The organism is Limnohabitans radicicola, assembly GCF_014837235.1.
Taxonomy (GTDB): Bacteria; Pseudomonadota; Gammaproteobacteria; order Burkholderiales; family Burkholderiaceae_C; genus Limnohabitans_A; species Limnohabitans_A radicicola.
This window is the reverse complement of sequence record NZ_JACYFT010000001.1, coordinates 274,012-299,043: the sequence shown is the minus strand read 5'-3', so window position 1 is coordinate 299,043 and position 25,032 is coordinate 274,012. Positions and strand designations below refer to the sequence as shown.

General features: G+C 59.9%; 26 protein-coding genes and 2 tRNA genes. 12 read left to right on the top strand and 16 right to left on the bottom strand.

Features of this window, described 5'->3' with window-relative positions:
• Nucleotides 1-33: 33 nt before the first annotated feature.
• The 3 genes from IC609_RS01530 to IC609_RS01520 all read left to right on the top strand — a co-directional run bounded on the left by IC609_RS01530 (nt 34) and on the right by IC609_RS01520 (nt 2,022).
• The gene (locus tag IC609_RS01530) at nt 34-501 is read left to right on the top strand and encodes a MarR family winged helix-turn-helix transcriptional regulator (protein WP_191817692.1); all 468 of its coding nucleotides are present in this window, start codon (nt 34-36) and stop codon (nt 499-501) included.
• Complete coding sequence (locus tag IC609_RS01525) at nt 494-1,891, top strand: MATE family efflux transporter (RefSeq protein WP_333473617.1); 1,398 nt, start codon at nt 494-496, stop codon at nt 1,889-1,891. The genes IC609_RS01530 and IC609_RS01525 overlap by 8 nt, the downstream gene beginning before the upstream one ends.
• A gap of 54 nt (nt 1,892-1,945) precedes the next feature.
• A tRNA-Arg gene (locus tag IC609_RS01520) sits at nt 1,946-2,022 on the top strand.
• Nucleotides 2,023-2,100: 78 nt separating this feature from the next.
• Here IC609_RS01520 and IC609_RS01515 read toward each other — a convergent pair.
• On the bottom strand, nt 2,101-2,901 hold the full coding sequence (locus IC609_RS01515; protein WP_225223948.1) for a hypothetical protein: 801 nt from the start codon (nt 2,899-2,901) through the stop codon (nt 2,101-2,103).
• A gap of 42 nt (nt 2,902-2,943) precedes the next feature.
• On the opposite strand from IC609_RS01515, the gene greB reads away from it, so the two are divergent.
• Complete coding sequence (greB, locus tag IC609_RS01510; RefSeq protein ID WP_191817689.1) at nt 2,944-3,498, top strand: transcription elongation factor GreB; 555 nt, start codon at nt 2,944-2,946, stop codon at nt 3,496-3,498.
• Nucleotides 3,499-3,502: 4 nt separating this feature from the next.
• On the opposite strand, the gene IC609_RS01505 is transcribed toward greB, so the two are convergent.
• From IC609_RS01505 to IC609_RS01490, 4 genes are all read right to left on the bottom strand, one after another.
• A complete protein-coding gene (locus IC609_RS01505; protein WP_191817688.1) occupies nt 3,503-5,761 on the bottom strand; it encodes a RelA/SpoT family protein in 2,259 nt (752 codons plus the stop codon).
• A 109-nt stretch (nt 5,762-5,870) separates the two neighbouring features.
• The gene (gene rpoZ / locus IC609_RS01500) at nt 5,871-6,071 is read right to left on the bottom strand and encodes a DNA-directed RNA polymerase subunit omega (RefSeq protein ID WP_191817687.1); all 201 of its coding nucleotides are present in this window, start codon (nt 6,069-6,071) and stop codon (nt 5,871-5,873) included.
• 17 nt (nt 6,072-6,088) lie between these two features.
• Nucleotides 6,089-6,709, bottom strand: a complete 621-nt coding sequence (gene gmk, locus IC609_RS01495) for a guanylate kinase (RefSeq protein WP_191817686.1) — start codon at nt 6,707-6,709, stop codon at nt 6,089-6,091.
• Nucleotides 6,710-6,723: 14 nt separating this feature from the next.
• Nucleotides 6,724-7,641, bottom strand: coding sequence for a YicC/YloC family endoribonuclease (locus IC609_RS01490; RefSeq protein WP_191817685.1), 918 nt, complete (start codon nt 7,639-7,641; stop codon nt 6,724-6,726).
• 146 nt (nt 7,642-7,787) lie between these two features.
• Between IC609_RS01490 and rph the strand changes: the two genes are divergently transcribed.
• From rph to hemW, 3 genes are read left to right on the top strand one after another with little or no spacing between them, the layout of a single operon-like run.
• Nucleotides 7,788-8,519 (top strand): ribonuclease PH, encoded by a 732-nt coding sequence (rph, locus tag IC609_RS01485; RefSeq protein WP_191817684.1) that lies wholly within the window; start codon nt 7,788-7,790, stop codon nt 8,517-8,519.
• Entirely contained in the window at nt 8,516-9,121 is a 606-nt protein-coding gene (rdgB, locus tag IC609_RS01480; protein WP_191817683.1) for an RdgB/HAM1 family non-canonical purine NTP pyrophosphatase, read from the top strand. The genes rph and rdgB overlap by 4 nt, the downstream gene beginning before the upstream one ends.
• A 34-nt stretch (nt 9,122-9,155) precedes the next feature.
• Nucleotides 9,156-10,340, top strand: coding sequence for a radical SAM family heme chaperone HemW (gene hemW / locus IC609_RS01475; RefSeq protein WP_191818860.1), 1,185 nt, complete (start codon nt 9,156-9,158; stop codon nt 10,338-10,340).
• Here hemW and IC609_RS01470 read toward each other — a convergent pair.
• Both IC609_RS01470 and IC609_RS01465 read right to left on the bottom strand, forming a co-directional pair.
• A complete protein-coding gene (locus IC609_RS01470; RefSeq protein WP_191817682.1) occupies nt 10,297-10,902 on the bottom strand; it encodes a hypothetical protein in 606 nt (201 codons plus the stop codon). The two genes, hemW and IC609_RS01470, sit on opposite strands and share 44 nt — an antisense overlap.
• A complete protein-coding gene (locus IC609_RS01465) occupies nt 10,899-11,270 on the bottom strand; it encodes a hypothetical protein (RefSeq protein WP_225223947.1) in 372 nt (123 codons plus the stop codon). Before IC609_RS01465 ends, IC609_RS01470 begins: the two co-directional genes overlap by 4 nt.
• 103 nt (nt 11,271-11,373) lie before the next feature.
• On the opposite strand from IC609_RS01465, the gene IC609_RS01460 reads away from it, so the two are divergent.
• The gene (locus IC609_RS01460; RefSeq protein ID WP_191817681.1) at nt 11,374-12,333 is read left to right on the top strand and encodes a Gfo/Idh/MocA family protein; all 960 of its coding nucleotides are present in this window, start codon (nt 11,374-11,376) and stop codon (nt 12,331-12,333) included.
• Between the two features lie 271 nt (nt 12,334-12,604).
• Here the strand turns inward: IC609_RS01460 and IC609_RS01455 are convergent, their stop codons facing one another.
• The 9 genes from IC609_RS01455 to IC609_RS01415 all read right to left on the bottom strand — a co-directional run bounded on the left by IC609_RS01455 (nt 12,605) and on the right by IC609_RS01415 (nt 19,870).
• Nucleotides 12,605-14,785, bottom strand: a complete 2,181-nt coding sequence (locus IC609_RS01455; RefSeq protein ID WP_191817680.1) for a hypothetical protein — start codon at nt 14,783-14,785, stop codon at nt 12,605-12,607.
• A gap of 463 nt (nt 14,786-15,248) precedes the next feature.
• Nucleotides 15,249-15,336 (bottom strand) — tRNA-Ser (locus tag IC609_RS01450).
• Nucleotides 15,337-15,376: 40 nt separating this feature from the next.
• Nucleotides 15,377-16,036 (bottom strand): urease accessory protein UreG, encoded by a 660-nt coding sequence (ureG, locus tag IC609_RS01445; RefSeq protein WP_191817679.1) that lies wholly within the window; start codon nt 16,034-16,036, stop codon nt 15,377-15,379.
• Nucleotides 16,033-16,722, bottom strand: a complete 690-nt coding sequence (locus IC609_RS01440) for an urease accessory protein UreF (protein WP_191817678.1) — start codon at nt 16,720-16,722, stop codon at nt 16,033-16,035. The genes ureG and IC609_RS01440 overlap by 4 nt, the downstream gene beginning before the upstream one ends.
• Entirely contained in the window at nt 16,712-17,317 is a 606-nt protein-coding gene (ureE, locus tag IC609_RS01435) for an urease accessory protein UreE (protein WP_191817677.1), read from the bottom strand. The genes IC609_RS01440 and ureE overlap by 11 nt, the downstream gene beginning before the upstream one ends.
• On the bottom strand, nt 17,317-19,035 hold the full coding sequence (gene ureC / locus IC609_RS01430; RefSeq protein ID WP_191817676.1) for an urease subunit alpha: 1,719 nt from the start codon (nt 19,033-19,035) through the stop codon (nt 17,317-17,319). The genes ureE and ureC overlap by 1 nt, the downstream gene beginning before the upstream one ends.
• Before the next feature lies 1 nt (nt 19,036).
• Nucleotides 19,037-19,366, bottom strand: coding sequence for an urease subunit beta (locus IC609_RS01425; protein ID WP_191817675.1), 330 nt, complete (start codon nt 19,364-19,366; stop codon nt 19,037-19,039).
• A 7-nt stretch (nt 19,367-19,373) separates the two neighbouring features.
• Nucleotides 19,374-19,547 (bottom strand): hypothetical protein, encoded by a 174-nt coding sequence (locus IC609_RS01420; RefSeq protein WP_191817674.1) that lies wholly within the window; start codon nt 19,545-19,547, stop codon nt 19,374-19,376.
• Nucleotides 19,548-19,567: 20 nt separating this feature from the next.
• Nucleotides 19,568-19,870 (bottom strand): urease subunit gamma, encoded by a 303-nt coding sequence (locus tag IC609_RS01415; protein WP_124510104.1) that lies wholly within the window; start codon nt 19,868-19,870, stop codon nt 19,568-19,570.
• A 217-nt stretch (nt 19,871-20,087) separates the two neighbouring features.
• Between IC609_RS01415 and urtA the strand changes: the two genes are divergently transcribed.
• The 4 genes from urtA to urtD all read left to right on the top strand — a co-directional run bounded on the left by urtA (nt 20,088) and on the right by urtD (nt 25,018).
• Nucleotides 20,088-21,359: an urea ABC transporter substrate-binding protein gene (gene urtA / locus IC609_RS01410; RefSeq protein ID WP_191818858.1), complete on the top strand. Its 1,272-nt coding sequence runs from the start codon at nt 20,088-20,090 to the stop codon at nt 21,357-21,359.
• Between the two features lie 109 nt (nt 21,360-21,468).
• Nucleotides 21,469-23,037: an urea ABC transporter permease subunit UrtB gene (gene urtB / locus IC609_RS01405; protein ID WP_191817673.1), complete on the top strand. Its 1,569-nt coding sequence runs from the start codon at nt 21,469-21,471 to the stop codon at nt 23,035-23,037.
• Nucleotides 23,034-24,146 (top strand): urea ABC transporter permease subunit UrtC, encoded by a 1,113-nt coding sequence (urtC, locus tag IC609_RS01400; protein WP_191817672.1) that lies wholly within the window; start codon nt 23,034-23,036, stop codon nt 24,144-24,146. Before urtB ends, urtC begins: the two co-directional genes overlap by 4 nt.
• Nucleotides 24,143-25,018, top strand: a complete 876-nt coding sequence (gene urtD / locus IC609_RS01395) for an urea ABC transporter ATP-binding protein UrtD (RefSeq protein ID WP_191817671.1) — start codon at nt 24,143-24,145, stop codon at nt 25,016-25,018. Before urtC ends, urtD begins: the two co-directional genes overlap by 4 nt.
• Nucleotides 25,019-25,032 lie beyond the last annotated feature (14 nt).

Below are 25,032 nucleotides of genomic sequence, written 5' to 3'. Positions count from 1 at the left end.
TGCATATGCAACAATTGTAGATACAATCAAGTCATGACGGAAACCTTCAGTCCCTCGGCCAGTCCCCTGGGTTGCACCAACCTCAAGTTGCGGCAGTTCATGCGGCGCGTGACGCAGCACTATGACGTGCAGTTGGCCAAGGTGGGTCTCAAGACGACCCAGTACTCCTTGCTTTCCTACATCGCCAAGTTGGGACCCATCGGGCAAACCGAGTTGGCGAGCCACATCAAGATGGGCACATCCACGCTTTCACGCAACCTCAAGCCTTTGGTGGATGCGCAGTGGGTGGTCGTGTCAGCGGGCAATGACGCGAGAAGCCGTTTGGTGAGCCTGACTGAAGCGGGGCGTCTCAAGCGCGCCGAAGCACAGCGCCGCTGGCGTGTGGCGCAAGACGACATTCAGCGCATGCTGGGCACCGACAAGGTGGCTCAGCTGCACGATTTGATTGACAGTTCCATGGCTTTGCTCGAACCCCTGGCCGATGAGGCGAGCGGTGAGTGAATTCAACCCACCCCAGAACGGAAACCCCACGAATTCACCAGCAGCCAACCCTTTGTTGACCGGGCCGATCCTGCCCATCTTGTTGCGGTTTTCCTTGCCTAACATGGTGGCCATGCTGGCCACGGCGTTGGCAGCGATCGCGGAGACCAGCTATGTTGGGCAATTCGGCGCTCCCGCTTTGGCGGGCATGGCGCTGGTGTTCCCCTTTGTGATGTTGCAGAACATGATGTCGGCTGGGGCCATGGGCGGAGGGGTGTCGTCTGCTGTGAGCCGTGCGCTGGGGGCGGGCGATGTCGGGCGGGCCAATGTGCTGGCGGTGCATGCCTTGTGGATTGGCATCACGCTGGGCCTGTTTTACATGGTTTTGATGGAGTTGCTGGGGCCGACATTCATGGCGATCCTGGGCGGCAAGGGTGAGGCACTGGCGCAGGCCGTGGCCTATGGCGAGGTGGCCTTTGTCGGCTCGGTCTTTGTGTGGATTGTGAACACCTTGTCTTCGGTCATTCGAGGCAGCGGCAACATGAAAGTGCCTTCGGTCACGTTGTTTGCCGTGGCATTGGCGCAAGTGTTGATGGGGGGCGCTCTGGGTCTGGGCTGGGGGCCGTTGCCACAGTGGGGCATGCGCGGCGTGGCCGCAGGCGGTGTGCTGGCCAATCTGTGCGGGGCCTTGTTTCTGTGGAGCTACCTGTCTTCGGGGCGCGCCAAGATTCAGTTACAGGTGCGCCGCACCACGCTGGACCGCAAGCACCTGATCGACATCTTGCGCGTGGGGGCCGTGGCTTGCATTTCACCGCTCCAGACGGTGCTGACGATTTTGATTTTGACCCGCTTGGTGGCCACTTTGGGCACGCAAGCGCTGGCGGGCTATGGCATTGGCACGCGCCTGGAGTTTTTGCTGGTCCCCATCGCTTTTGCCGTGGGGGTGGCTTCGGTGCCGCTGGTGGGCATGGCCATCGGCGCAGGACAAATTGCCCGTGCGCGCAAGGCCGCATGGACAGCGGCAGCCGTGGCCACTGCCGTGCTGGAATCGTTGGGTTTGATCGTGACCCTGGCGCCCGATGTCTGGTCTTCCCTCTATACCCAGGACCCGTCGGTGCTCGCATCTGCCGCCAGCTACCTGATGTGGGCGGGGCCTTTTTATGGTTTGTTTGGCCTGGGTTTGTCTTTGTATTTCTCGTCGCTGGGGGCAGGCAAGGCCATTGGTCCGGTCATAGCGGGCACGCTGCGTTTGCTGGTGGTGGCCTTGGGCGGTGCGTTGCTGTCTTACTGGCAGTCGCCTGCCTGGATGATTTTTGCGCTGGTGGGTGCGGGCATGGCGGTGTATGGCCTGAGCACAGTGTGGATCATCAAGATCACCCCATGGGGTGAGGCCACTCGCCCAAGAGAATGAATTTGAGGGGGCGGGCTGTAGCCGCAAAATCCTGTGCTAGAATACATGTATTGCGCGGCTGTAGCTCAGCTGGATAGAGTACTTGGCTACGAACCAAGGGGTCGTGGGTTCGATTCCTGCCAGCCGCACCATTATGGACGGGTCAATCTGAAAAGATTGACCCGTTTTCATTTGGTGATCCGCTTTCTGCAGGCCCTTGCCGGGCCGTCTCAAAACCGCAGACCCACCGCCACACGGGTTTGGTTGTAGTTGCTGAAGTTGACCTTGTTGTCGGCCGTCACACGCAAAAACACATCGTGGTGATCGAGCCCGATGGCCAACGCATTGCCGTGCAGCAGTGGGTCCTGCGCGGAGCTGCGTCCGCGTTTGTAGGCATAGTCCAGAGTCAAACGGGTAGATGCCTGGAGCGGCAGACGCAGCACAGCATGGCTGATTTGTTGACCCGTGTGCAAGCGGTCGTCTTTGACAGTGAACAAGGTGTAATTGGCGCTGCCTTGCAGCTTCCCGCCCACGCCCAGGGTGACGGCATCGTTGGGGTCGAAGTTCAGGTTGTAGTAGTCCCTGAGGTTGGTTCGGCCCCAGCCAATCAGTCCGTACAGCGCTTCGTCACCGAGCCGGGCGCTCAGTGCGCCGCCTGCAAAGCCGTGTGAGGCCACTTGCAGTGAGGAGGTCAGTTGTCCCCAGCCAAAGCCCCAGTTTTGTTCCCAGCCAGCCCTTGACTGCTCGAACTCCGAGGCCCGCCGGTAGTGCGCCAGCCACCAGGTGGTGTCTTCGCGCATGCCACGCAGGTTGATGTCTTGTGCCGAAATTTGGCCATGGGTGTCGTAGTTGGACGCCGTGAGTTTGAATTGCCACGGCGCAGCGCTGCTTGGATCGCCTTCTGTGGCCTGTGTGGGGTGCGTTTGCGCTTGCGCCAAGCTGCTGACCCAGAACGTGGCAGCGATCAGGAGGGTTTTGAGGCGGTTGGGATGGTGGAAGTCATGGCACTCCAGTTCTGTGGAAATCATCATAAGACCTCCATCGGAGCCTCCAAACTGCGGCATCATCACGGCATGAGCAAAGCGTTCACCAAAGAAACCGATTCAGATGACGACGATGAGATTGGCCTGCCCGCGCTGCCGTCGGGCACACGCAACTACATGACCCCTGCGGGTTATGCCCGGCTGCGTGCGGAGTTGTTCGACCTGATCGACAACGAGCGTCCCAAGGTGGTGGAGGTGGTGCACTGGGCGGCCAGCAATGGCGACCGCTCGGAAAATGGCGACTACCTGTATGGCAAAAAGCGCTTGCGCGAGATCGACCGCCGCATCCGTTTCCTGACCAAGCGCCTTGAAATCGCCGAAGTCACCGATCCGTCCTTGCACCACGGCAACGACCAGGTCTTTTTTGGTGCCACGGTCACCTATGCCGAAGCCGATGGCGTGGAGCGCACCATCACCATCATGGGCATCGACGAGGCCGACAGCCTGCAAGGCCAGGTGAGTTGGGTGTCACCCATTGCGCGCACCTTGCTCAAGTCACGCGTGGGTGATGAGCTCAAGCTCGTGACCCCCACCGGGGTGCTGGACATCGAGGTGCTGGACGTTCAGTACCCCGCCCCAGCTTGAGGCTTCAGTTGCGCAGGGTTTGCCGCTCGGCTTTGATGACGGACGGTGTGCGCTTGAGTTGACGCAGGACGCCGTCCAGATGCTGCTGGTCGCGCACCGAAATCATGAAGCGCAGCTCGGCCGTGTCCTGGGCGGTTTCCTGGCCCATGTCGACGTGGACAATGTCGGCTTCGGCCGCCGCCATGGCCCCGGCCACCCGGGCCAGAACCCCTTTGCCGTTGACCACGCTGACCTCGATGGCGGTTTCGAAGTTGCGGACGATTTCGTCCGACCACTCCACACCGATGAACCGCTCGCTGTCTTTTTGCTGCAGCTTGCGGGCGTTGGCGCATTGGCTGCGGTGCACGGCCAGGCCTTCACCCCGACCCAGATAGCCCACGATCTCGTCGCCAGGAATCGGGTGACAGCACCGGGCATAAGTGACCGATGCGTTCTCGCTGCCGTCGAGTGTGATGGCGCCTTGTGACACGGTTTCGTGCGCCGTGAAGCGCTCGCGGGTCATCAGCAGGGCGTCGGGTTTCTGGCCTTGTTCGCCCAGCAGCACGACCAGGCGTTTGGCCACAATGCTGGCAATGCGCTTGCCCAGCCCGATGTCCATCAGCAGGTCTTGCTGGTGGCGGTTGCCAGTGAAGCGCAGCAATTTGTCCCACAGCGGCTGCAGCGCAGGCTCGTTGCCGGGCAGCTTGTCGATGCCTTCGGCGCGCAGGGCCTGACTGAGCAGCTTTTCGCCGAGCTGGGTGGACTCGGTCTGTGCCATGGTCTTGAGGTGGTGGCGGATCTTGGAGCGGGCGCGGCCCGTGCGCACAAACCCCAGCCATGCCGGGTTCGGAGCCGACACCGGGGCCGTGATGATTTCGACCACATCGCCGTTTTTCAGCTCGGTGCGCAAAGGCACCTGGTCGCCGTTGATCTTGGCCGCCATGGCGTGGTCGCCCACGCGGCTGTGGATGGCATAGGCAAAGTCCACCACCGTGGCACCACGGGGCAGGGCCATGATCTGGCTCTTGGGGGTGAACACGTACACGGCATCGGGGAACAGGTCGACTTTGACGTGGTCCCAAAACTCTGCTGCGTCGCGCGTTTCGCTCTGGATGTCCAGCAGCGACTGCAGCCACTGGGTGCCCAGCCGCTCGGACTGGGCATTGACCGATTTGTTGGTTTTGTACAGCCAGTGCGCGGCCACACCAGACTCGGCCACCAGGTGCATGGCCTCGGTGCGCATCTGGAATTCGACGTTCACACCCGAGGGGCCCACCAACGTGGTGTGCAGCGACTGGTAGCCGTTGACCTTGCCAATGGCGATGTGGTCCTTGAACTTGCCAGGCACGGGTTTGTAGAGCTGGTGCAGCAAGCCAAGGGCCGTGTAGCAGTCCAGCACCTCGGGCACGATGACCCGAAAACCGTAGATGTCGGTCACCTGGGCAAAGCTCAGGTGTTTGTCGGCCATCTTGCGGTAAATGGAGTACAGGGTTTTTTCGCGGCCACTGATGCGCACTTGCATGCCCGCTTGCGCAAACACGGTTTCCAGCTCGGACTGGACTTTCTGGATCAGGTCACGGCGGCGGTTGCGCGCGCGGGACACGGCTTTGGTCAGCACCGCGTAGCGCCACGGCATCAGATGCCGGAACGACAGGTCCTGCAGTTCGCGGTAAATCTGGTTCAGGCCCAGGCGGTGGGCGATCGGGGCGTAAATCTCCAGAGTTTCGGAGGAGATGCGCTCCCACTTGCTGCGCGGCATGTCGCCCATGGTGCGCATGTTGTGGGTGCGGTCGGCCAGTTTGATCAGGATCACGCGCACATCGCGTGCCATGGCCAGCAGCATCTTGCGGAAAGACTCGGCTTGATTTTCTTCGCGGGTGTTGAATTCCAGCTTGTCCAGCTTGGTCAGGCCGTCCACCAGTTCAGCCACTGGAGCGCCGAATTTTTCGATCAGCTCGATCTTGGTGACGCCGCAGTCTTCCATGCAGTCGTGCATGAGTGCGGCGCACAGGGCCTGCGCGTCCAGCTTCCATTCGGTGCACAGGGCTGCGACTGCGATGGGGTGGGTGATGTAGGGCTCGCCGTTTTTGCGCATCTGGCCCAGATGGGCGTCGTCGGCAAAGCGGTAGGCCTTGCGCACCATGTCGATGTCTGGCGCGCTCATGTATTCGAGGCGGTCTGTCAACGCGGCAAAACTGGCTGCGGCCGCATTGGCCGCAGCTTGCCCTTGGCCCGGAGTGGGGCTTGTGCCAAGTTTCGTTGTGACAGGGGTGGCAGCGCTCATGGCATCAATGTAACGCAAGCAGAGGGTGACAAAGGGCCCAGACGTGACAAAGCCCCATCGCTGGGGCCTTGAATGGATCCGGTGATTGCCGGATCAGCGGGATATGGTGTCAGACCACGCGTTTGAGCATTTCGATGCCGACTTTGCCGGCCGCGATTTCGCGCAGGGCGGTCACGCCAGGCTTGTTCTTGCTTTCGATGCGGGGGGTGTGACCCTGGCTCAGCATGCGGGCGCGGTAAGTGGCAGCCAACACGAGCTGGAAGCGGTTAGGGATTTGTTGCAGGCAGTCTTCAACCGTGATGCGGGCCATGATGATTTCCTTAGGATTCAGTCGATTTTGAGGGCTCTGAAAGTGTCAGCCCGGGCGCGGCGCTGAGCGGTGTATTTGAGCCGCTGGGCATGCACCACAGCTTTGAGGTCAAACAAGGCCCGTTCAAAGACTTCGTTGATTATAACGAAGTCGAATTCCTTGGCCTGGGCCAGTTCCTCGGCGGCGTTTTTCAGACGCAACTCGATGATGTCGGGGGCATCCTCGCCACGGCGCTCCAGGCGCGAGCGCAACTCTTCCCAGCTGGGCGGCAGGATGAAGATCAGCACCGCATTGGCATACATGCGTTTGATCTGGATGGCGCCCTGGTAGTCGATTTCGAGCACCACATCGGAGCCCTGGGCCATGCGGTCCTCGATCATTTTCTTGGAGGTGCCGTAGCGCTGGCCATGCACATGGGCCCACTCGACAAAGGCGTCGGCCAGCACCATGCTGTCGAACTCCTGGGGGGAGACAAAAAAGTACTCGCGCCCGTGTTTTTCCTGGCCACGGGGTGCGCGGGTGGTGTGCGAGACGGATGGGTGCACGCCCGAGTCCAGCTCCATCAGCGCCTTGACGAGGCTCGATTTGCCAGCCCCGCTGGGGGCGGCGACGACGAAAAGATTGCCTGGGTAGTCCATGGTTTTTTCTGTGTTTATTCGATGTTCTGGACCTGCTCGCGCATTTGCTCGATCAGCACTTTCATGTCCACCGAGATGCGGGTCATCTCCAGCACGGCAGATTTGGAGCCCAGGGTGTTGGCCTCGCGGTGCAACTCTTGAATCAGGAAGTCCAGGCGCTTGCCGATGTCGCCGCCCTTGTCCAGCAGTCGGCTGATCTCGTCCAGGTGGGCGCGCAGGCGGGTCAGTTCTTCGGCCACATCGATGCGGATGGCAAAGGCTGTGGCTTCGGTCAGGGCCCGGTCTTGGGCTGTTTCGGGCAAGTGGTTGCCATCGGCCAGGGCCATGGCGTCCTTCCAGCGCTCCAGAAAACGCAGGCGCTGCTGCTCGACCAATTGCGGCACCAAGGGTACGGCTTGCTCGGCCAGTGCAAGCAGCTGCCCAATGTGGCCTTGCAGCATCTCGGTCAGGCGGGCGCCTTCGCGGGCACGGGCTTCGCGCAAGGCGTCAATTGCTTCAAGCGCCAGCGCAGTCCAGGCGGCATCGTCCACGGGTTGGGTACTGCTGCTGCCCTGGTTCAGGCGCAGCACATCGGCCACGCTCAGGTCGCGCGCCTTGGGCAGCCAATCCTGAATCTTGTCCTGCAAGGCGGCCAGGCGTTGCAGGGCTTGCGGGCTGGGGGAGGGCAGAGCCGCGCCTTCACCGGCTTCAAGGCTGGCGCGCACTTCAACCTTGCCCCGGCGCAGGTGTTTGGTGACCAGCTCGCGCAGGGCCGGTTCGAGCTGGCGCAGCTCTTCGGGCAGGCGGAAACCCAGGTCCAGAAAGCGGCTGTTGACCGAGCGAATCTCCAGGCCCAGACGGGTGTGCTGGTGGGGGCTGGTGGCATTCTCGCCCTCGGCCTGCTGCAGTGTTTTCTGCACGCTGGCGTACCCGGTCATACTGTAAACTGGCATTGATCAAGTTCCTTCGGGCCGACCCGTGAATTCAAGGCTTGGCCCCCATGTGCCGCGCTGAATGGGCGGCATGAAACAAGCCATTATCGCAAACTCGCCAAGCCTCGCCGGGCGGGCGCCGAACCCCACACCCTGAGAACCCTCACATGACCTCTTCCGCCTATGTCCGAACCGGCCGCGCTGCCGATGCCTTGCGCACCGTGCGCATCACCCGGGGTTACACCATCCACGCCGAAGGCTCGGTCCTGATCGAGTTTGGCAACACCCGCGTGCTCTGTACCGCTTCGGTCGAAGAAAAGGTGCCCGGCCACAAAAAAGGCAGTGGCGAAGGCTGGGTCACGGCCGAGTACGGCATGCTGCCCCGCGCGACCCACACCCGAGGCGACCGCGAAGCCGCACGCGGCAAGCAAAGCGGCCGCACGCAAGAGATTCAGCGCCTGATTGGCCGCTCTATGCGCGCCGTGTTTGACCTGAAAAAACTGGGCGAACGCACCATCCACCTGGACTGCGATGTGCTGCAGGCCGATGGCGGCACCCGCACGGCCAGCATCACCGGGGCGTTTGTGGCCGCACAAGACGCGGTGAACTGGCTGATCGCGACCGGCAAGCTGCAAGCCACGCCGATCATTGACCATGTGGCCGCGATTTCGGTGGGCCTCAAGGACGGCACCGCGCTGCTGGACCTGGACTACCCCGAAGACTCGGCCTGCGACACCGACATGAACGTGGTGATGACGGGGGCGGGTAATTTTGTGGAAGTGCAGGGCACGGCCGAAGGCGTGGCTTTCACCCGCGCCGAGATGAACAGCATGCTGCAACTGGCCGAGCAAGGCATCGGCCAATTGGTCCAGCTGCAAAAGCAGGCGTTGTCGGCATGAAGATCGTTCTGGCGTCCAACAACCAGGGCAAGCTGGTCGAGCTGCAGGCCATGCTGGCCCCGCTGCAGGTCGAGCTGGTGCGTCAGGCTGACCTGAACATTCCCGAGGCCGAAGAGCCCTACCGCACCTTTGTTGAGAACGCGCTGACCAAAGCGCGCCACGCCTCGCGCCTGTCGGGTCTGCCCGCGCTGGCCGATGACGCGGGTCTGTGTGTGGACGCTTTTGGCGGGCAACCGGGTGTGGACACGGCGTATTACGCCACCCGTTTTGGCTATGAAAAAGGCGATGACAACAACGTGACGGCGCTGCTCGAGCAAATGCAAGGCATCACCAACCGCCGAGCCGCCATGGTCAGCACCTTGGTGGCGGTGCGCAGTGCCGATGACCCGGAGCCACTGATTGCCGTGGGCCGCGTGGTGGGCGAGATCGCCACCGAGCGCCGGGGCAGCAACGGTTTTGGCTTTGACCCCATCATGTTCATTCCCGAATTCGGCAAGACCTTTGCCGAGCTGCCGATCGAGGTCAAAAACGCCAACAGCCACCGCGGCCGCGCCACCCAACAAATGCTGATGCTGATGCGTGAACGCTGGATGGGGGACTGAGCCCGTGAGCCACCCGCTCGATCCGGTGCATGCCATGCGCCCAGGCTTGCTGCAGTTGCCAGCACTGCCGCCTCTGTCGCTGTATGTGCATCTGCCCTGGTGCCTCAAAAAGTGCCCCTACTGCGACTTCAATTCGCATGAGTTCCGCTCGGGCGATGACGCTGCGTCCGTGCAGGACGCCTACATCGACGCCTTGTTCGCTGATCTGGAAGCGAGTTTGCCTCTGATCTGGGGCCGCACGGTCCACACCATCTTTTTGGGTGGCGGCACGCCCAGTCTGTTTTCGCCCGAGGCGATTGACCGACTCATCGCTGGCCTGCGTGCGCGGCTGCGCCTGTCGGGCACCTGCGAAATCACGCTCGAAGCCAACCCCGGCACTTTTGAAAAAGACCGCTTCAAGGCGTTCCGACAAGCGGGCATCACCCGCCTGTCGGTGGGGGTGCAAAGCTTCAACGACGACCACCTCAAGGCCTTGGGCCGTGTGCATGACCGATCGCAGGCCCTGGCTGCGCTCAACGAGGCGGCGCAGGTGTTCGACACCTTCAATCTGGACCTGATGTACGCGCTGCCCGGGCAGACGCTGGCGCAGCTCACCGACGATGTGAATACGGCCCTGGGCTTTGCACCACCGCACCTGTCGATCTACCACCTCACCATCGAGCCCAACACCCTGTTTGCCAAGCACCCGCCTGTGCTGCCCGAAGACGATGACGCCTACGCGATGATGGACCGCATCACCGAGCGCACGGCCCAAGCGGGTCTGGGACGTTACGAGGTCTCGGCCTATGCCAAACCGGGCCACGCTTGCGCGCACAACCTGAATTACTGGCAGTTTGGGGATTACCTGGGTATCGGCGCAGGCGCACACAGCAAACTGAGTTTTGCCCACCGGATCGTGCGCCAGGTGCGTTACCGCGAGCCCCAGCTTTACATGACGCAGGCCACTCAGGGCGAGCCGGTCACGCAGCACCACGAGATTGCACGGCAAGATCTGCCGTTTGAATTCATGCTCAACGCCCTCCGGCTGAAAGAAGGCTTCGCGCTCGCGGACTACATGGAGCGCACGGGGCTGGCCATGACCAGCCTGCAACAAGGCTTGCAAGAGGGTGAGCGACTGGGTTTGATCGAGCGTGATTTTTCGCGCGTCTGGCCCACGGCCAGGGGCTTTGATTTCCTCAGCGACCTGCAGGCCTTGTTTTTGCCCGGGGCTTCGACCTGAAGCGTGTCGCCCACACCAGCAGCGCGGGCAGCATCAGTTTCAAGGTGTACAGGATCATGAGTGCGCCAATGGCATCGCCCACGAACATGGGCCAGACATCGACCCAGGGGTTGGTGCCCGGGCGATCGAGCGCCCACCACACGAGCTGGTGACCCAGCGCATTGGCTGCAGCATAGGCCAGCACAAATTGGAGCAGGCATCGCGCGCTCAGTTTCTGCAACTGCTGTGTCAAAAGGCGCTTTTTTTCCATCACCCACTTGACGCACCAAGGGGTGAAACCAGACACCACCCCCGTGGCCAGCAGCAAGTACAAAGTGTCTGCGCTGAAATTGTCCCGGTCGAGCCAGCAATTGCCCATCAAAATGCCTGCAGCGCCGGGCAGGCCCATGCACAGAACCAGCAAGACGCGGAAACCCGCAGGCAGAAACACCCAGTTCACGCCCTGGATGTGCTCCAGGCGCGCAAACATCAGTTCGTTGAGTCTGAAAAACTCCACATACAGCAAGGCACTGATGGCGACCATGGCGGTCATCTCCAAGCCTTGCCGAATCCGTCGGTTCATGTGCCGGCTTGAAGCTGAACTTGTTGGATCGAACGGCCCAGCTGGCTGAAGTGCGCCAAAGTGCGTTCAGTCGGCACCAGGAACTTGGCGCGGCGGTCGCCTTCCTGGTTGAAGGTGGTCAGCATTTCCTTCTCACGCAGGCGCGTGATGCGCTTGTGCAGCGTGGCGGGTGAGCCCAGGTGCTCCAGGCTGATGGCTTCGCGGACCGTCATGGCTTGCCCTTCGTGCCAGCGCAGAACCACGGCCTCCAGCAAGGCCGTTTCGTTGGCGTCCATGCCGGAACCATCGGGCAGCTCCTGCACGGCACGCGCCAGTTGCAAAAACCGGAGGTACGCACTGGCCAGCGGAGAACTATTGGAATCAGTCATGCTGATAATTTTATAGAAATTGGCGGTTGGTTGTCGGGTTTTGCAAGACATTTAGGGGCATGGTGTGGGGTGAATGGTTAAGCTCAACGCAAAGGAGACACACATGACACATCGAATGGCGATCATCGGGCTGGGCATCATGGGTCGACGCATGTTGGAAAACGCCTTGCAACACCCTGCTTTTGAGGTCAGCGGCGTGTGGGATCCATCGACTGACTCGGTGGCCAAGACGCGGCAGACTCTGCCCGCAGCCCCCGTGGCCGAGAGTGCGCAGGCGGCCATGGCCGGAGCGGACGTGGTGTACCTGTCTTGCCCGCCTGGCCCCCGAAAAGCCTACGCCTTGCAGGCCGCTGCAGCCGGGCAGGGCGTCTTCATGGAAAAGCCCTTGGGCACGGACAACGCGCAAAGCCGCGATCTGCTCGCGCAACTCAGTCAGGCCCGCTTGCCCGGCGTGGTCAACTTCACCCAGGCCGCCTCACGCGGCTTTGCAGAGCTGCAACGCGCCATCGACACGGATGAGACGGGCGAGCTGCTGGGCATCGACATCGTTGTCAACTACCCCGCCTGGCCCCGCGCCTGGCAAAAAGACGCCGACTGGCTGCGGCTGCGCCACGAAGGGGGCTACACCCGAGAGGTGATTTCGCATTTCTTGTTTTTGGCGGGTCGCTTTCTGGGGCCGCTGACTTTGCAGCACGCATCGCCCCGTTACCCGCAAGACCCGACGCTTTGCGAGCTGGACATGCTGGCGCGACTCACCACGGCAGACGGAAGGCCCGTGACGGTCATGGCCACGACCGGAGGCCAGCAGCCAGACCGCCAGGAAGTCACCGTGCGCGGCAGCCGCATGAACCACCAGTTCCGCGAGTTTTACCAGCTGTGGCGATCCGATGGCGGGCCATGGCAAGAGGCTCTGGACTGGTCCACCGAAGACCCCCGCACCAGCGCGTTGCAGCGTCAATTGACGGAGGCGGACTTGTGGCTGAAGGGCCAACCTCACAAACTCGCCACGGCAGAAGAAGCTTTGGCTGTGCAGGAGTTGGTGGAGGTGATGCTGGTGTGTTGAGCGTGTTGCAGCTTGAAAGAAAAAAACGCACATCCAAGATGTATTGCTCTTGCATAGCCCTCGCACTCTACCCTCATCTATTGAGGGCAGGGTGTTGCACTAAACTTTAGAACCCGTCACCTCCGAGTTCAAGTCTGATGCGGTTAAGCAAGTCATTGATAAAGGTCATTGGTCACGGATATGTTCAAGTGGCTAGGGATTCTTGAAGTTCCTTCAATTATCAACAACCCATCAACCCATCAATCCATCAACCCATCAACCCATCAACCCATCAACCCATCAACGCCTGCCCAATCAGCGTAATCTGCAGCTCTGGCGTTGATACATCCGTCAAGTGCGACACAGGCGCCATCACGCTCCTGAGCGTCGCCAGATCGGTCGTGCTTTGGCTCAGCGTGTCGGTGTAGGTCTTGGCCACCGCAATCTCGTTGGCAAACTGTTTAGCCGTGTTGCCCCAGGTCGGGTCGGTGTACGCAAAATTGGTCAAGTTGCCAAACACCTGGTAAATCACTTGCCCCACCGTCCATTTGGCGTTCGACATCGCGTCCGTGATGTCCTTGACTGCTTGCTGCTTGGTGGCGTCACTTGCACTGGTTTTGACAATGTTGTTCACCAACGCCTGAGCCAGTTGAGCGTTGCTCATGCCGGTGGGGTACATATCTGTGAACTGCGACTTGGTGGTGAAAACATCCACGATCTGCTTAACCGACATGCCCGCCCCATAAGCTGCGGCCAGCTGGTCCATGTAGGTCACACCCGGTGCTGCATTGAAGGCGGTGATGAAGAACTGGTACAGGCCTACGGGCAGATTGGCGTAGCTGACGTGTGCATTGGAGTCGATGATGACATTTTTGTCGGCAAACTGCAGACGTTCGACATTGGACACTGTATCAGTGCCTTCAGTGCCAGTTTTGTCCTTAACCTGCCAACCACCTGCAACTTTGATCAATTGAAAGTTGACAGCTTTCCTAGTCCAGCTGGCGGTATCCGTTCCAACGCCACCATTGATGAAGTCGCTTCCATTGCCTCCGGTAAGTGTGTCATCTCCCTCGTTTCCGTAAATCGTATCTGCACCATCACCACTAACGATGATGTTGTTCCAGGAGTTCCCAGTAAAGACCAAAGGCGTCGTCTGATCGCTGAAAGTTCTGATATTTTCAAGGAATGTATTGGTTATAGAGTAGTTGAAGCCTACATATACGGTGTCAACTCCTTCGCCTCCCAATTCGATTATATTATCATAAACTGAATCCAGAACGTATATATCATTTCCGAGACCACCGACCATGGTATCTGCTCCACCACGCTGAGAAGAGTCCCAATCAAAACGATCATCGCCTTCACGACCACTCATATAGTCATCACCACTACCACCATTGATATCGTTATTAAAATCATTGCCATTAAAAATATCATTAAAGTTGGAACCGATGATATTCTCATACTCACCCCAAAGCCACGTCCACTTTTCAGGGTTAGTTCCATTATCGGAGAGATTTAAGCTATCAAGCCAGGTTGTAATAAATCCTACGTTATGTATTTTCGAACCGTTGGACTCTTTTTCGTAACCCAAATCAACCACAACGCCATAAGTTAAATTCGCACCATTCAATGTATCCGTACCTGAAGCGTCCCATTGGCAGTTGTAGTAGTTCCCAAGGTATTGATTAATGTCATAGGTAGTATTGCCAGAGTTGAATTTTGACTCGCCGTATAAAAACTGCAAGGCAATTGCGTCATAGATCATTGGGCCAATAGGTTGTGATCCTTGATACGCTGAATCTCCACCATTTTTGGTCAAGTCATAGGACATAATAGATACCCACTGCCTGTCCGCAAATTGAATACCTAGCTGTGTATAAGTTGGTCTTCCTGTACCCCCGCTATCGTGTGGATGTTTAAGTCCTAATCCGTGCAATATCTCATGCGATAAAAGTTGGAACCCATTTGTGCCAACGTTAAAATTACGACTACTTATAAAAGGATTATTGTAATTTAACCATGTATCACCAGGTGCTCCAAAATATTCTAGAGTGTCTAAGTCTGCATCGGGAAAGTAGCAAAAAGCTGTTGCGCTAGCTGACGTGAATTTTTTATCAGATAGTAAAAATCCGGAAGACGTCAGACCTTCGTATGCGAACGTGATGTTCATATCGGAGCCCTGAAGTCGAGCATTCTCATACCCATACTTGTTGCCACTTCCATCGACGTAGCCCAAAAAATTGAACGTCACATCAATGAATTCAGCAATATTTGCAAATGCTTGTGTAAAATTTTTTTGAATCGCTGATGTTTGAAGTGAAGGATGGCTCCATGCCGAAGAAGAGACGGACCAGTTTAAGACTTGGCTTGCACCTGCTGGGAAGTACCACTTGTAACCATTAGTCGTGGCATCGATGATCGAATTTCCTGTAAGTGCATACGGATTTTTTGATAGCGAAGCAATTCCCATACTATCCTCCAAAAAATAACTATTAATTCGTAATATATCATTTGTCGCTGTTGATGTACCTAGTCCAGCTGAACCATCCCGGAAACCGAGAAGGCTTCTTAATTTGAGAAGATGGTTGCTGCAATTGGTGGTAACGGTGTTTGTGTCGAAAAGACAATTTGACCTACGACATGAACATCAAGGCTCAGTGATCTAATCGCTAAATAACTTTAAAAAATTTCAGATCTTTCGCGATCCAACCTATGACTATGTTCCATTCCTTTGCCCTACCTAAGGGAGGCCAAGCATTTTTTGAATTTCCTAATGAGCCAAGCCCAACGCGGATAGTGTGTCCGATCACGATGGCGTGGATGATTTGGACGAATCAGGGTCTTAATCGTGGCGGGTGGCCTAAGCTCAGTTGAAAGTCGATTTGATAGTTGAGACAAAAAAAGCGCCTAAGCGCTTAATTTGATTGGGGGGCTGGCGGAAGAGGTGAGATTCGAACTCACGGACCCTTGCGAGTCGACGGTTTTCAAGACCGTTGCAATCGACCACTCTGCCACTCTTCCCGTCGATGGCAATATTGTAGCGGCATCCTCGGGCGCTTTTTCAGGCGCTGTGGAGCATGCCCCGCTTTTCGATGAAGGTGACCACTTCGGCCAGGCCATCCAGCGTTTTGAGGTTGGTCATCACCCAGGGGCGTGTCTCGCGGTTGGGGCGCATGCGGTCGGTGTCGGCGCGCATCACTTCCAGGTCAGCGCCCACGTGCGGCGCCAGGTCGGTCTTGTTGATGACGAACAGGTCGCTCTTGGTGATGCCGGGGCCGCCCTTGCGGGGGATTTTTTCGCCTGCGGCCACATCGATCACATAGATCGTGAGGTCAGACAGTTCGGGGCTGAAGGTGGCGGCCAGGTTGTCGCCGCCGCTTTCGATGAAGACCACGTCGGCGTTCGGGAACTTCTCCAGCATGCGGTCGATCGCTTCGAGGTTGATGGACGCGTCTTCGCGGATGGCCGTGTGCGGGCAGCCGCCCGTTTCCACGCCCATGATGCGCTCGGCGGGCAGCGCGCCACTCACGGTGAGCAAGCGCTGGTCTTCCTTGGTGTAAATGTCGTTGGTGATGGCGATGAGGTCCCAACGCTCGCGCATGTTTTTGCAGAGCATCTCGAGCAGCGTGGTTTTGCCGGAGCCCACAGGCCCGCCAATGCCCACGCGCAGGGGCGGTAGTTTTTTGGTGCGATTCGGGATGTGGTGCAGTGCAGAGCTCATGATCGGAAAATTCGGGAGTATTGGGTTTCGTGACGTGCCGACAGGATGGCCAGCATGGGGTTGAAGGCTTGCCGGTCTTCGTCCTGGGTTTGCATGGCCGTTTTCACGGCCAGAGGTATTTCGCGGGCCAGCCGCGCCAACATGCGCTGGCCAGCACTTTGGCCCAGCGGCACGGCCTTGAGGGCGGCCTGGGTCATGTTTTCGGCCCAGCCAAAGGCGCAGGCTTGCAGCGCTTGGTCGAGGGGCGCTTGTGCCAAGGACAAGGCCAGTGCCATGGCCAAAGGGTAGGTTGTTGGCAATTGGGCACACACGTGAAGTTGATCGTCGCTGGCTTGCTGCAGGTTGCGCAGCCAGTCGAGCAGGGATCGGCCCATCTGCTCGGTTTGCAAGCGCATCTCGGCGGTTTCGCGGGTGGCCATGACCCAATCGTTGAGCTCTTGCAGGCGTACGGTGTCGCCGCGCTGCCAGGCGGGGATGGCTTGCGCCAACACCGCCATGTCGCCGCGCGACTGCGTCAGGTGCAGTTGGTCCACCACCCAGTCGGTGGCGCTGGCTTCGTCATCTACCAGGCCTTGCTCGATGGCAGCTTCCAGGCCTTCGGAATACGAGAAGCCGCCGATTGGCAGCGCAGGCGATGCGAGCCAGATCAGTTGCAGCAAACCCGAGGGCGCGGTGTCAGTGCGCATGGTTGCAGTTGGGTCCGTGCACATGGGGCGCGGCAGGGGCCGAGTGGATCGGTATGGCGATGCGCTTGGCTGCGACGGGTGCGTGATCGTGGCTGTGGCCCTGGCTTCCGTGCGAATGACCACTGTGCGCATGGCCGCTGTGGTCGCCATAAGCGCCGCTCTCGGGCTCAAAGGGCTCAGACACGGCCACCACCGTCATGTGCATGGCGCGCAGCATGTCGGCCAGCACATGGTCGGGTTCGATCTTCAGATGGTCGGGCTGCAGCTCAATGGGCACATGGCGGTTACCCAGGTGGTAGGCGGCGCGGGTCAGGTCAAAGGGCGAGCCGTGCTCTGTGCAGGCGGTGATGCGCAGCACCGCTTGGGGTGCTGCCTCGACGCGGACCAGCGAGCCGTCTTCGGCCACCAGCACATCGCCGCCGCGCACCACGGTGCCTCGGGGCAAAAAGATGCCCAGGGCGCGGCCCGCGCTGTCTGTCGCATCAAAACGGCTTTTCTGGCGCACGTCCCAGTCGAGCGTGATGGTGCTGGCGCGTTGGACCAGCACACGGGCCAGGCCACGGCCTTGCGGCATGAGTTTGGAGCAGTGGAGCATCAGAACAAAAAGTAGCGTTGGGTCATTGGCAGGCTGGCTGCGGGCTCGCAGGTCAGCAGCATGCCGTCGGCGCGCACCACATAGGTCTGGGCATCCACCTCCATGCGCGGCGCGTAGGCATTGTGGACCATGTCCTTTTTGCCCACGTTGCGGATGTTCTTGACCGCTGACAGCGTTTTGGCCAGGCCATAGCGCTCGCCCACACCCGCCAGTAGCCCGGCCTGCGACACAAAGGTCAGCGAACCCTTAGCCAGTGCGCCGCCAAAACTGCCAAACATCGGGCGGTAATGCACGGGCTGGGGTGTCGGGATGGAAGCGTTCGGGTCGCCCATGGCGGCCAGCGCGATGAAGCCACCCTTCATGACGATGGCGGGTTTGATGCCAAAGAAGGCGGGCTTCCAGATCACCAGATCGGCCCACTTGCCCACCTCGACGCTGCCCACCTCGTGGCTGATGCCGTGTGCAATCGCGGGGTTGATCGTGTATTTGGCGATGTAGCGCTTGACGCGGGCGTTGTCGTGGCGGTTGGTATCGCCATCGAGCTTGCCGCGCTGCACCTTCATCTTGTGCGCCGTCTGCCAGGTGCGGATGATGACCTCGCCCACCCGGCCCATGGCCTGGCTGTCGCTGCTCATCATGCTGATGGCGCCCAGGTCGTGCAGGATGTCTTCGGCCGCAATGGTTTCCTTACGGATGCGGCTTTCGGCAAAGGCCAAATCCTCGGCAATGGCCGGGTCCAGGTGGTGGCAGACCATGAGCATGTCCACATGCTCGTCGAGCGTGTTGACGGTGTAGGGCCGTGTCGGGTTGGTGGAAGACGGCAGCACATTGGCTTCGCCCACCACTTTCAAGATGTCGGGCGCGTGCCCGCCGCCTGCGCCTTCGGTGTGGAAGGTGTGGATGGTGCGGCCCTTGAACGCGGCCACGGTGTCTTCCACAAAACCCGACTCGTTGAGCGTGTCGGTGTGGATGGCCACTTGCGTGTCGGTTTCTTCGGACACGTTCAAGCAGTTGTCGATGGCTGCTGGTGTGGTGCCCCAGTCTTCGTGGAGCTTGAGGCCAATGGCGCCCGCGCTGATCTGCTCGTGCAGCGCTGCAGGCAGTGCGGCGTTGCCCTTGCCCAAAAAGCCCAGGTTCATCGGAAAGGCGTCGGCCGCCTGCATCATGCGTTCGATGTTCCAGGGGCCGGGCGTGCAGGTGGTGGCAAAGGTGCCGGTGGCCGGGCCCGTGCCGCCGCCGAGCATGGTGGTCACGCCGCTGGCCAGGGCTTCATCAATCTGCTGCGGCGCGATGAAGTGGATGTGCGTGTCCACACCGCCTGCGGTGACGATCATGCCCTCGCAGCTGATGACTTCGGTGCCCGGGCCAATCACGATGTCGACCCCCGGCTGCGTGTCGGGGTTGCCCGCTTTGCCGATGGCGGCGATGCGGTTGCCCACCAGGCCAATGTCGGCCTTGACGATGCCCCAGTGGTCGATGATGAGCGCATTGGTCAGCACGCAATCTACGGCACCCTCTGCGCGGGTGCGCTGCGACTGCGACATGCCGTCGCGGATCGTCTTGCCACCGCCAAACTTGACCTCTTCGCCATAGCCGCCCGCTTGCAGGGTGTAGTCCTTTTCGACCTCGATCACGAGTTCGGTGTCGGCCAGCCGCACGCGGTCACCCACGGTGGGGCCGAACATCTCCGCATAAGCGCGTTTTCCAATCGTTGCCATATCAAAGCTTTCCTTTGACGTTGGTGTCAAGTTGCCCATTCGTCAAACCACGGAAGCCGTAAACCACACGGTCGCCCGCATAGTCCACCAACTCCACCGTGCGTTGCTGCCCAGGCTCAAAGCGCACAGCCGTGCCCGCCGCGATGTTCAGCCGCATGCCTTGGGCGGCGAGGCGGTCAAAGCCCAGCGCCGCGTTGGTCTCGGCAAAGTGGTAGTGCGACCCCACCTGGATCGGGCGGTCGCCCGTGTTCTGCACCACGAGCGTGACGCTGCGGCGATCGGTGTTGATGGCGTGCTCGCCATCGTCGATCAAAAGTTCACCGGGTGTCATGCGCACCTCACTTGCGCGTGCCGATGTACCAGCCCGCCACCGCCAGTGCGATGGCGACCACCCAACCGACGGCGTCCGTGGCGTGCCAGTGGGCTCCGGCCATGCCGTGGCCGTCGTGGGCGAGTGCCCCCATTTGGGTGAATGCACCAACAAGCAAAGTGGCGAGGTATTTGGTATTCATGGGTGTGCTCCTTGGTGTTTTCAGACGATGGGTTGGTGCACGGTCACCAATTTGGTGCCGTCCGGGAAAGTGGCTTCGACCTGGATGTCCGGAATCATTTCCGCGATGCCGTCCATCACATCCGCGCGCGTCAACACGGTGCGGCCTTCGCTCATGAGCTGCGCCACGGTCTTGCCGTCGCGCGCGCCTTCCATGACGGCGGCGCTGATCAATGCCACCGCTTCCGGGTAGTTGAGCTTGAGGCCACGGGCCTTGCGGCGCTCGGCCAACAGTGCGGCGGTGAAGATCAGCAGCTTGTCTTTTTCGCGGGGAGTGAGTTCCATCTTGGTGCGCGTCTTTCCGAATTCGTGCGTTGTGTCATTCCATGCAAATTGCGTGCCCTCTTTATAGGCGCCATGGAGAAGTCCATTGCAAGTATGCCGTTTTCTGGTGCGTTGTACACCAGCAAAAAGCTGGCACGGTGTTTGCGAATACCTCTGCGGGTTGGCAATCTTGCCCTCAAGTGTTCAAAAAACTTTTCCCTACTGGAGTGATCTCATGATGAACCGTCGCGGCAACCTCAAAGCTTTGGCCCTGGCATCTGCCTTGGCTGCTGGCACATTGACTTTCTCTTTGCAAGCGCAAGCAGCCGATACCATCAAGGTCGGTGTGTTGCACAGCCTGTCTGGCACCATGGCCATCTCTGAAACTGTGTTGAAAGACACCGTGCTGATGGCGATTGACGAAATCAACGCCAAGGGCGGCGTTCTGGGCAAGAAGCTCGAACCTGTTGTGGTCGACCCTGCCTCCAACTGGCCTCTGTTCGCTGAAAAAACCAAGCAGCTGTTGGGCCAGGACAAAGTTTCGGTCATCTTCGGTTGCTGGACTTCGGTGTCTCGCAAATCGGTGTTGCCTGTTGTGGAAGAAATGAACGGCCTGCTGTTCTACCCCGTGCAGTACGAAGGTGAAGAGCTGTCCAAAAACGTTTTCTACACAGGCGCTGCCCCCAACCAGCAAGCCATTCCTGCAGTGGACTACCTGATGAGCAAAGACGGTGGCTCGGCCAAGCGCTGGGTGCTGCTGGGCACCGACTATGTGTACCCCCGCACCACCAACAAAATTCTGCGCGCCTACCTCAAGAGCAAAGGCGTGAAAGACAGCGACATCGATGAGAAGTACACCCCGTTTGGTCACTCTGACTACCAGACGATCGTCGCTGACATCAAAAAGTTCAGTGCCGGTGGCAAGACCGCAGTGGTCTCCACCATCAACGGCGACTCCAACGTGCCGTTCTACAAGGAACTGGGCAACGCCGGTCTGAAGGCCAAGGACGTGCCCGTGGTCGCCTTCTCGGTGGGTGAGGAAGAGTTGCGTGGCGTGGACACCAAGCCTTTGGTCGGCCACTTGGCGGCATGGAACTATTTCATGAGCATCAAGAACCCTGCCAACGACGACTTCATCAAGAAGTGGTCTGCTTACGCCAAGGCCAAAGGCATCGCGGGTCACAAAGACAAGCCGCTGGCCAACGATCCGATGGAAGCCACCTACATCGGCATCAACATGTGGAAGCAAGCGGTTGAGAAAGCCAAGACCACCGATGTGGATGCCGTGATCAAGGCCATGGCGGGTCAGACCTTCAAGGCACCTTCTGGCATCACCAGCAAGATGGACGAAAAGAACCACCACCTCCACAAGTCGGTGTTCATCGGCGAGATCAAGGCCGATGGCCAGTTCAACGTGGTCTGGAAGACCCCTGGCCCCGTCAAGGCCAAGCCATGGAGCCCTTTCATCGAAGGCAATGCTTCCAAGCCTGACGAACCTGTCAAGAAGTAATTGGGCAGCAGCGTCCTGAAAAGGGGAGGGCGCACGTCCTCCCCTTTTTTTGTTGGAGTGCAAGGCGCCGTGGGCTGTGCGCCTGCAAAGGAAAACTGGAATGCAAACAATGACGAGATGGTTGCTGGTGCTGTGCCTGTTGTGGGTGGGCACTGCGCAGGCTTTGACCCGGGAAGAAGCCCTGGGCATTGCCGCCGGAGACAACGATGCCCGGGTCGAGGCCCTGGCCAAAGCGGTGGCGCAAGGCGATGAGAAAACAGCGGCTTACCTGCAGGCCCTGGCCGACGACGCGGTCAAAATCGTTGGCGGCAGGGTGCTGGTGCTGCAAGGCGGCCAGGCCACCGATCCGGTGACAGGCGAGAAAGTCGACCTGCCTGCAGACGCCGAAGATGTGATGCTGAACAACCGCCTGCGCGGCGAGGTGGATGCGGCCCTGGCCGCACTCAAGCTGTTCAGCCCCGAGGTGAAGATCCGTGCGCAGGCAGCGTTGTCCTTGCTCAAGGAACCCGACGCCAGCCGCAGGCCTGTGCTCGACAAAGCACTGGCCGCAGAACAAGACCCCAAGGTGTACGCCCTGATCAAGCAGGCGCGCGCCGCCGTGCTGCTGCAAAGCGAAGTGCCCAACGACCGCCTGCTCGCCGCGCGTGAACTCGCAGGCAGTGCCCAGCCCGAAGTACTTTTACTGCTGAATCAGCAACTCACGGCTGAAACCGATCCCGCTGTTCAGAGCGTCATCAAGGCCTCGCTGCGTGAAGTGCAGGACGGCCTGCGCTGGGGCGAGCGGCTCGGTCAGCTGTTTACCGGCGCGAGCCTGGGCTCCATCTTGCTGCTGGTGGCGTTGGGCCTGGCCATCACCTATGGCCTGATGGGCGTCATCAACATGGCGCATGGCGAGCTGATGATGATTGGCGCTTATGCCACTTATGTGGTGCAGGTCGCTTTCCGTCAGTACCTTCCGGGTGCGTTTGACTATTACCTGCTGGCGGCGATGCCGGTGGCATTTTTGACTTCGGCCTTGGTGGGTGCGGCGCTGGAACGCTCCATCCTCAAGCACCTCTACGGTCGCCCGCTCGAAACCCTGCTGGCCACCTGGGGCATCAGCTTGGTGCTCATGCAAGGCGTGCGCAGCCTGTTTGGCGCACAAAACGTGGGTGTAGAAAACCCCGCGTGGATGAGCGGCTCCTTGCAGTTGTTGCCCAACCTGCAGCTGCCCTGGAACCGCCTGATCATCATCGCGTTTGCGGCTGCCGTGCTGGTGGGCATGGCGCTCTTGATCGGCAAGACGCGCCTGGGCCTGTTCGTGCGTGGCGTCACGCAAAACCGTCCCATGGCCTCGTGCATGGGCGTCAACACCGCACGCATCGACACCTACGCGTTTGCTTTGGGTTCGGGTATTGCCGGGCTGGCGGGCTGCGCCCTCAGCCAGGTCGGCAACGTCGGCCCTGATTTGGGCCAGAGCTACATCGTGGACTCGTTCATGGTGGTGGTGCTGGGTGGCGTGGGCCAGCTGGCGGGCACGGTGTATGCCGCGCTGGGCTTGGGCCTCGTCAACAAACTGCTCGAAGGCTGGACCGGCGCGGTGCTGGCCAAGATCTGTGTGCTGGTTTTCATCATTGTGTTCATCCAGAAGCGCCCGCAGGGCATCTTCGCGATGAAAGGTCGGAGTGCAGAAGCATGAGCCCACTGATTCTTCCTGCGGCACCCGCTTTGCTGTCACGCAAGGCCTGGACTGCTTTTTTAATCTGTCTGCTTGTGGTCGGCGTGCTGGCCCCGGTGCTCAACCTGGTGGTGCCTGCGGGCAGTGCCTTGCACATGAGCGACTACGCCATCGCCCTGGTCGGCAAGATCATGTGCTACGCCATCTGTGCGCTGGCCATGGACCTGATCTGGGGCTACACCGGCATCCTGTCCCTGGGGCACGGCCTGTTCTTTGCGCTGGGCGGCTACGTGATGGGCATGTACCTCATGCGCCAGATCGGGCAAGACGGTAACTACAAAAGCGATCTGCCCGACTTCATGGTCTTCTTGGACTGGAAAGAGCTGCCCTGGCACTGGCTGCTGTCGGACAGCTTTGTCGCCACGCTGGTGCTGGTGGTGCTGGTGCCTGCGGTGATTGCCGGGGTGTTTGGCTTCTTTGCCTTCCGCTCGCGCATCAAGGGGGTGTACTTTTCCATCATCACGCAGGCCATGACCTATGCGGCTTTGCTGCTGTTCTTCCGCAACGAAACCGGCTTTGGTGGCAACAACGGTTTCACCGACTTCAAGCGCATTTTGGGCATGCCGATAGCCACCCCGGGCATGCGCATGAGTTTGTTTGTGATCACGGGCCTCACGCTGCTGGGCTTCTTCTTGTTCGCGCGCTGGCTGGTCACGAGCAAGTATGGCCGTGTGTTGCAGGCCATCCGCGATGCGGAAACCCGTGTCATGTTCTCGGGCTATTCGCCGCTGCCTTACAAGCTGAGCATCTGGGTCATCTCTGCCGTCATGTGCGGTGTGGCCGGAGCCCTGTACGTGCCGCAGGTGGGCATCATCAACCCCGGCGAGATGAGCGCCGCCAACTCGATCGAGATCGCCATCTGGGCGGCTGTCGGTGGTCGCGGCACGCTCATTGGCCCCATCGTGGGTGCCTTCCTGGTCAACGGTGCCAAGAGCTGGCTGACGGTGACTGCGCCTGAATTCTGGTTGTACTTCTTGGGCGCTCTGTTCATTGCCGTGACTTTGTATTTACCGAACGGCGTGGTTGGGCTTGTTGCCAAACTCAAAAACAAGAAAGGCGGTGCCGCATGACGCCCGACCTGCTCAAACAAGGCGCCGAGCGCATCGCCGAACACGCCAAACTGAGGGTTGAATCCACCGAGTCCGGTGGCCGCAGCGCAGGCTACGGCCGCGTGGTACAAGACCGCAACGAAGTGGATGTGAGCCACGGCCGCATCCTCTACCTGGAAGACGTGAGCGTGAGCTTTGACGGCTTCAAGGCTATCAACAAGTTGTCGCTCGACATCGCCCCGGGCGAGCTGCGCTGCATCATCGGCCCCAACGGCGCGGGCAAGACCACGATGATGGACATCATCACCGGCAAGACCCGGCCCGACGAAGGCACGGTGTACTTTGGCAGCACCATCGACCTGTTGCGCCACAACGAGCCCGAGATCGCCCAGCTGGGCATTGGCCGCAAGTTCCAGAAGCCCACGGTGTTCGAGCAGCTCACCGTGTTTGAAAACCTGGAACTCGCGCTCAAGACCCACAAAGGCGTCAAGGCCTCGATGTTCTTCAAGCTCGATTCGGTGCAGTCAGGCCGTTTGGCCGAAGTGCTGCACACCATCCACCTGGCGGACAGCGTCAGCAAGCCAGCAGGGCTGCTCAGCCACGGTCAAAAGCAGTGGCTGGAGATCGGCATGCTGCTCATGCAGGACCCCAAGCTGCTGCTGCTGGACGAGCCCGTTGCCGGCATGACCGACCACGAGACCGAGCGCACGGCCGAGCTGTTCCTCACGCTCAAGGGCAAGCACTCGCTGATGGTGGTGGAGCACGACATGAGCTTCATCCGCACCCTCGGGGGCATCGTCACCGTGCTGTGCGACGGCTCTGTGCTGGCCCAGGGCACGCTCGACCAAGTGCAGGCCGACGAGCGGGTGATTGAGGTCTACCTTGGTCGATGACCCCCCTGTAGGAG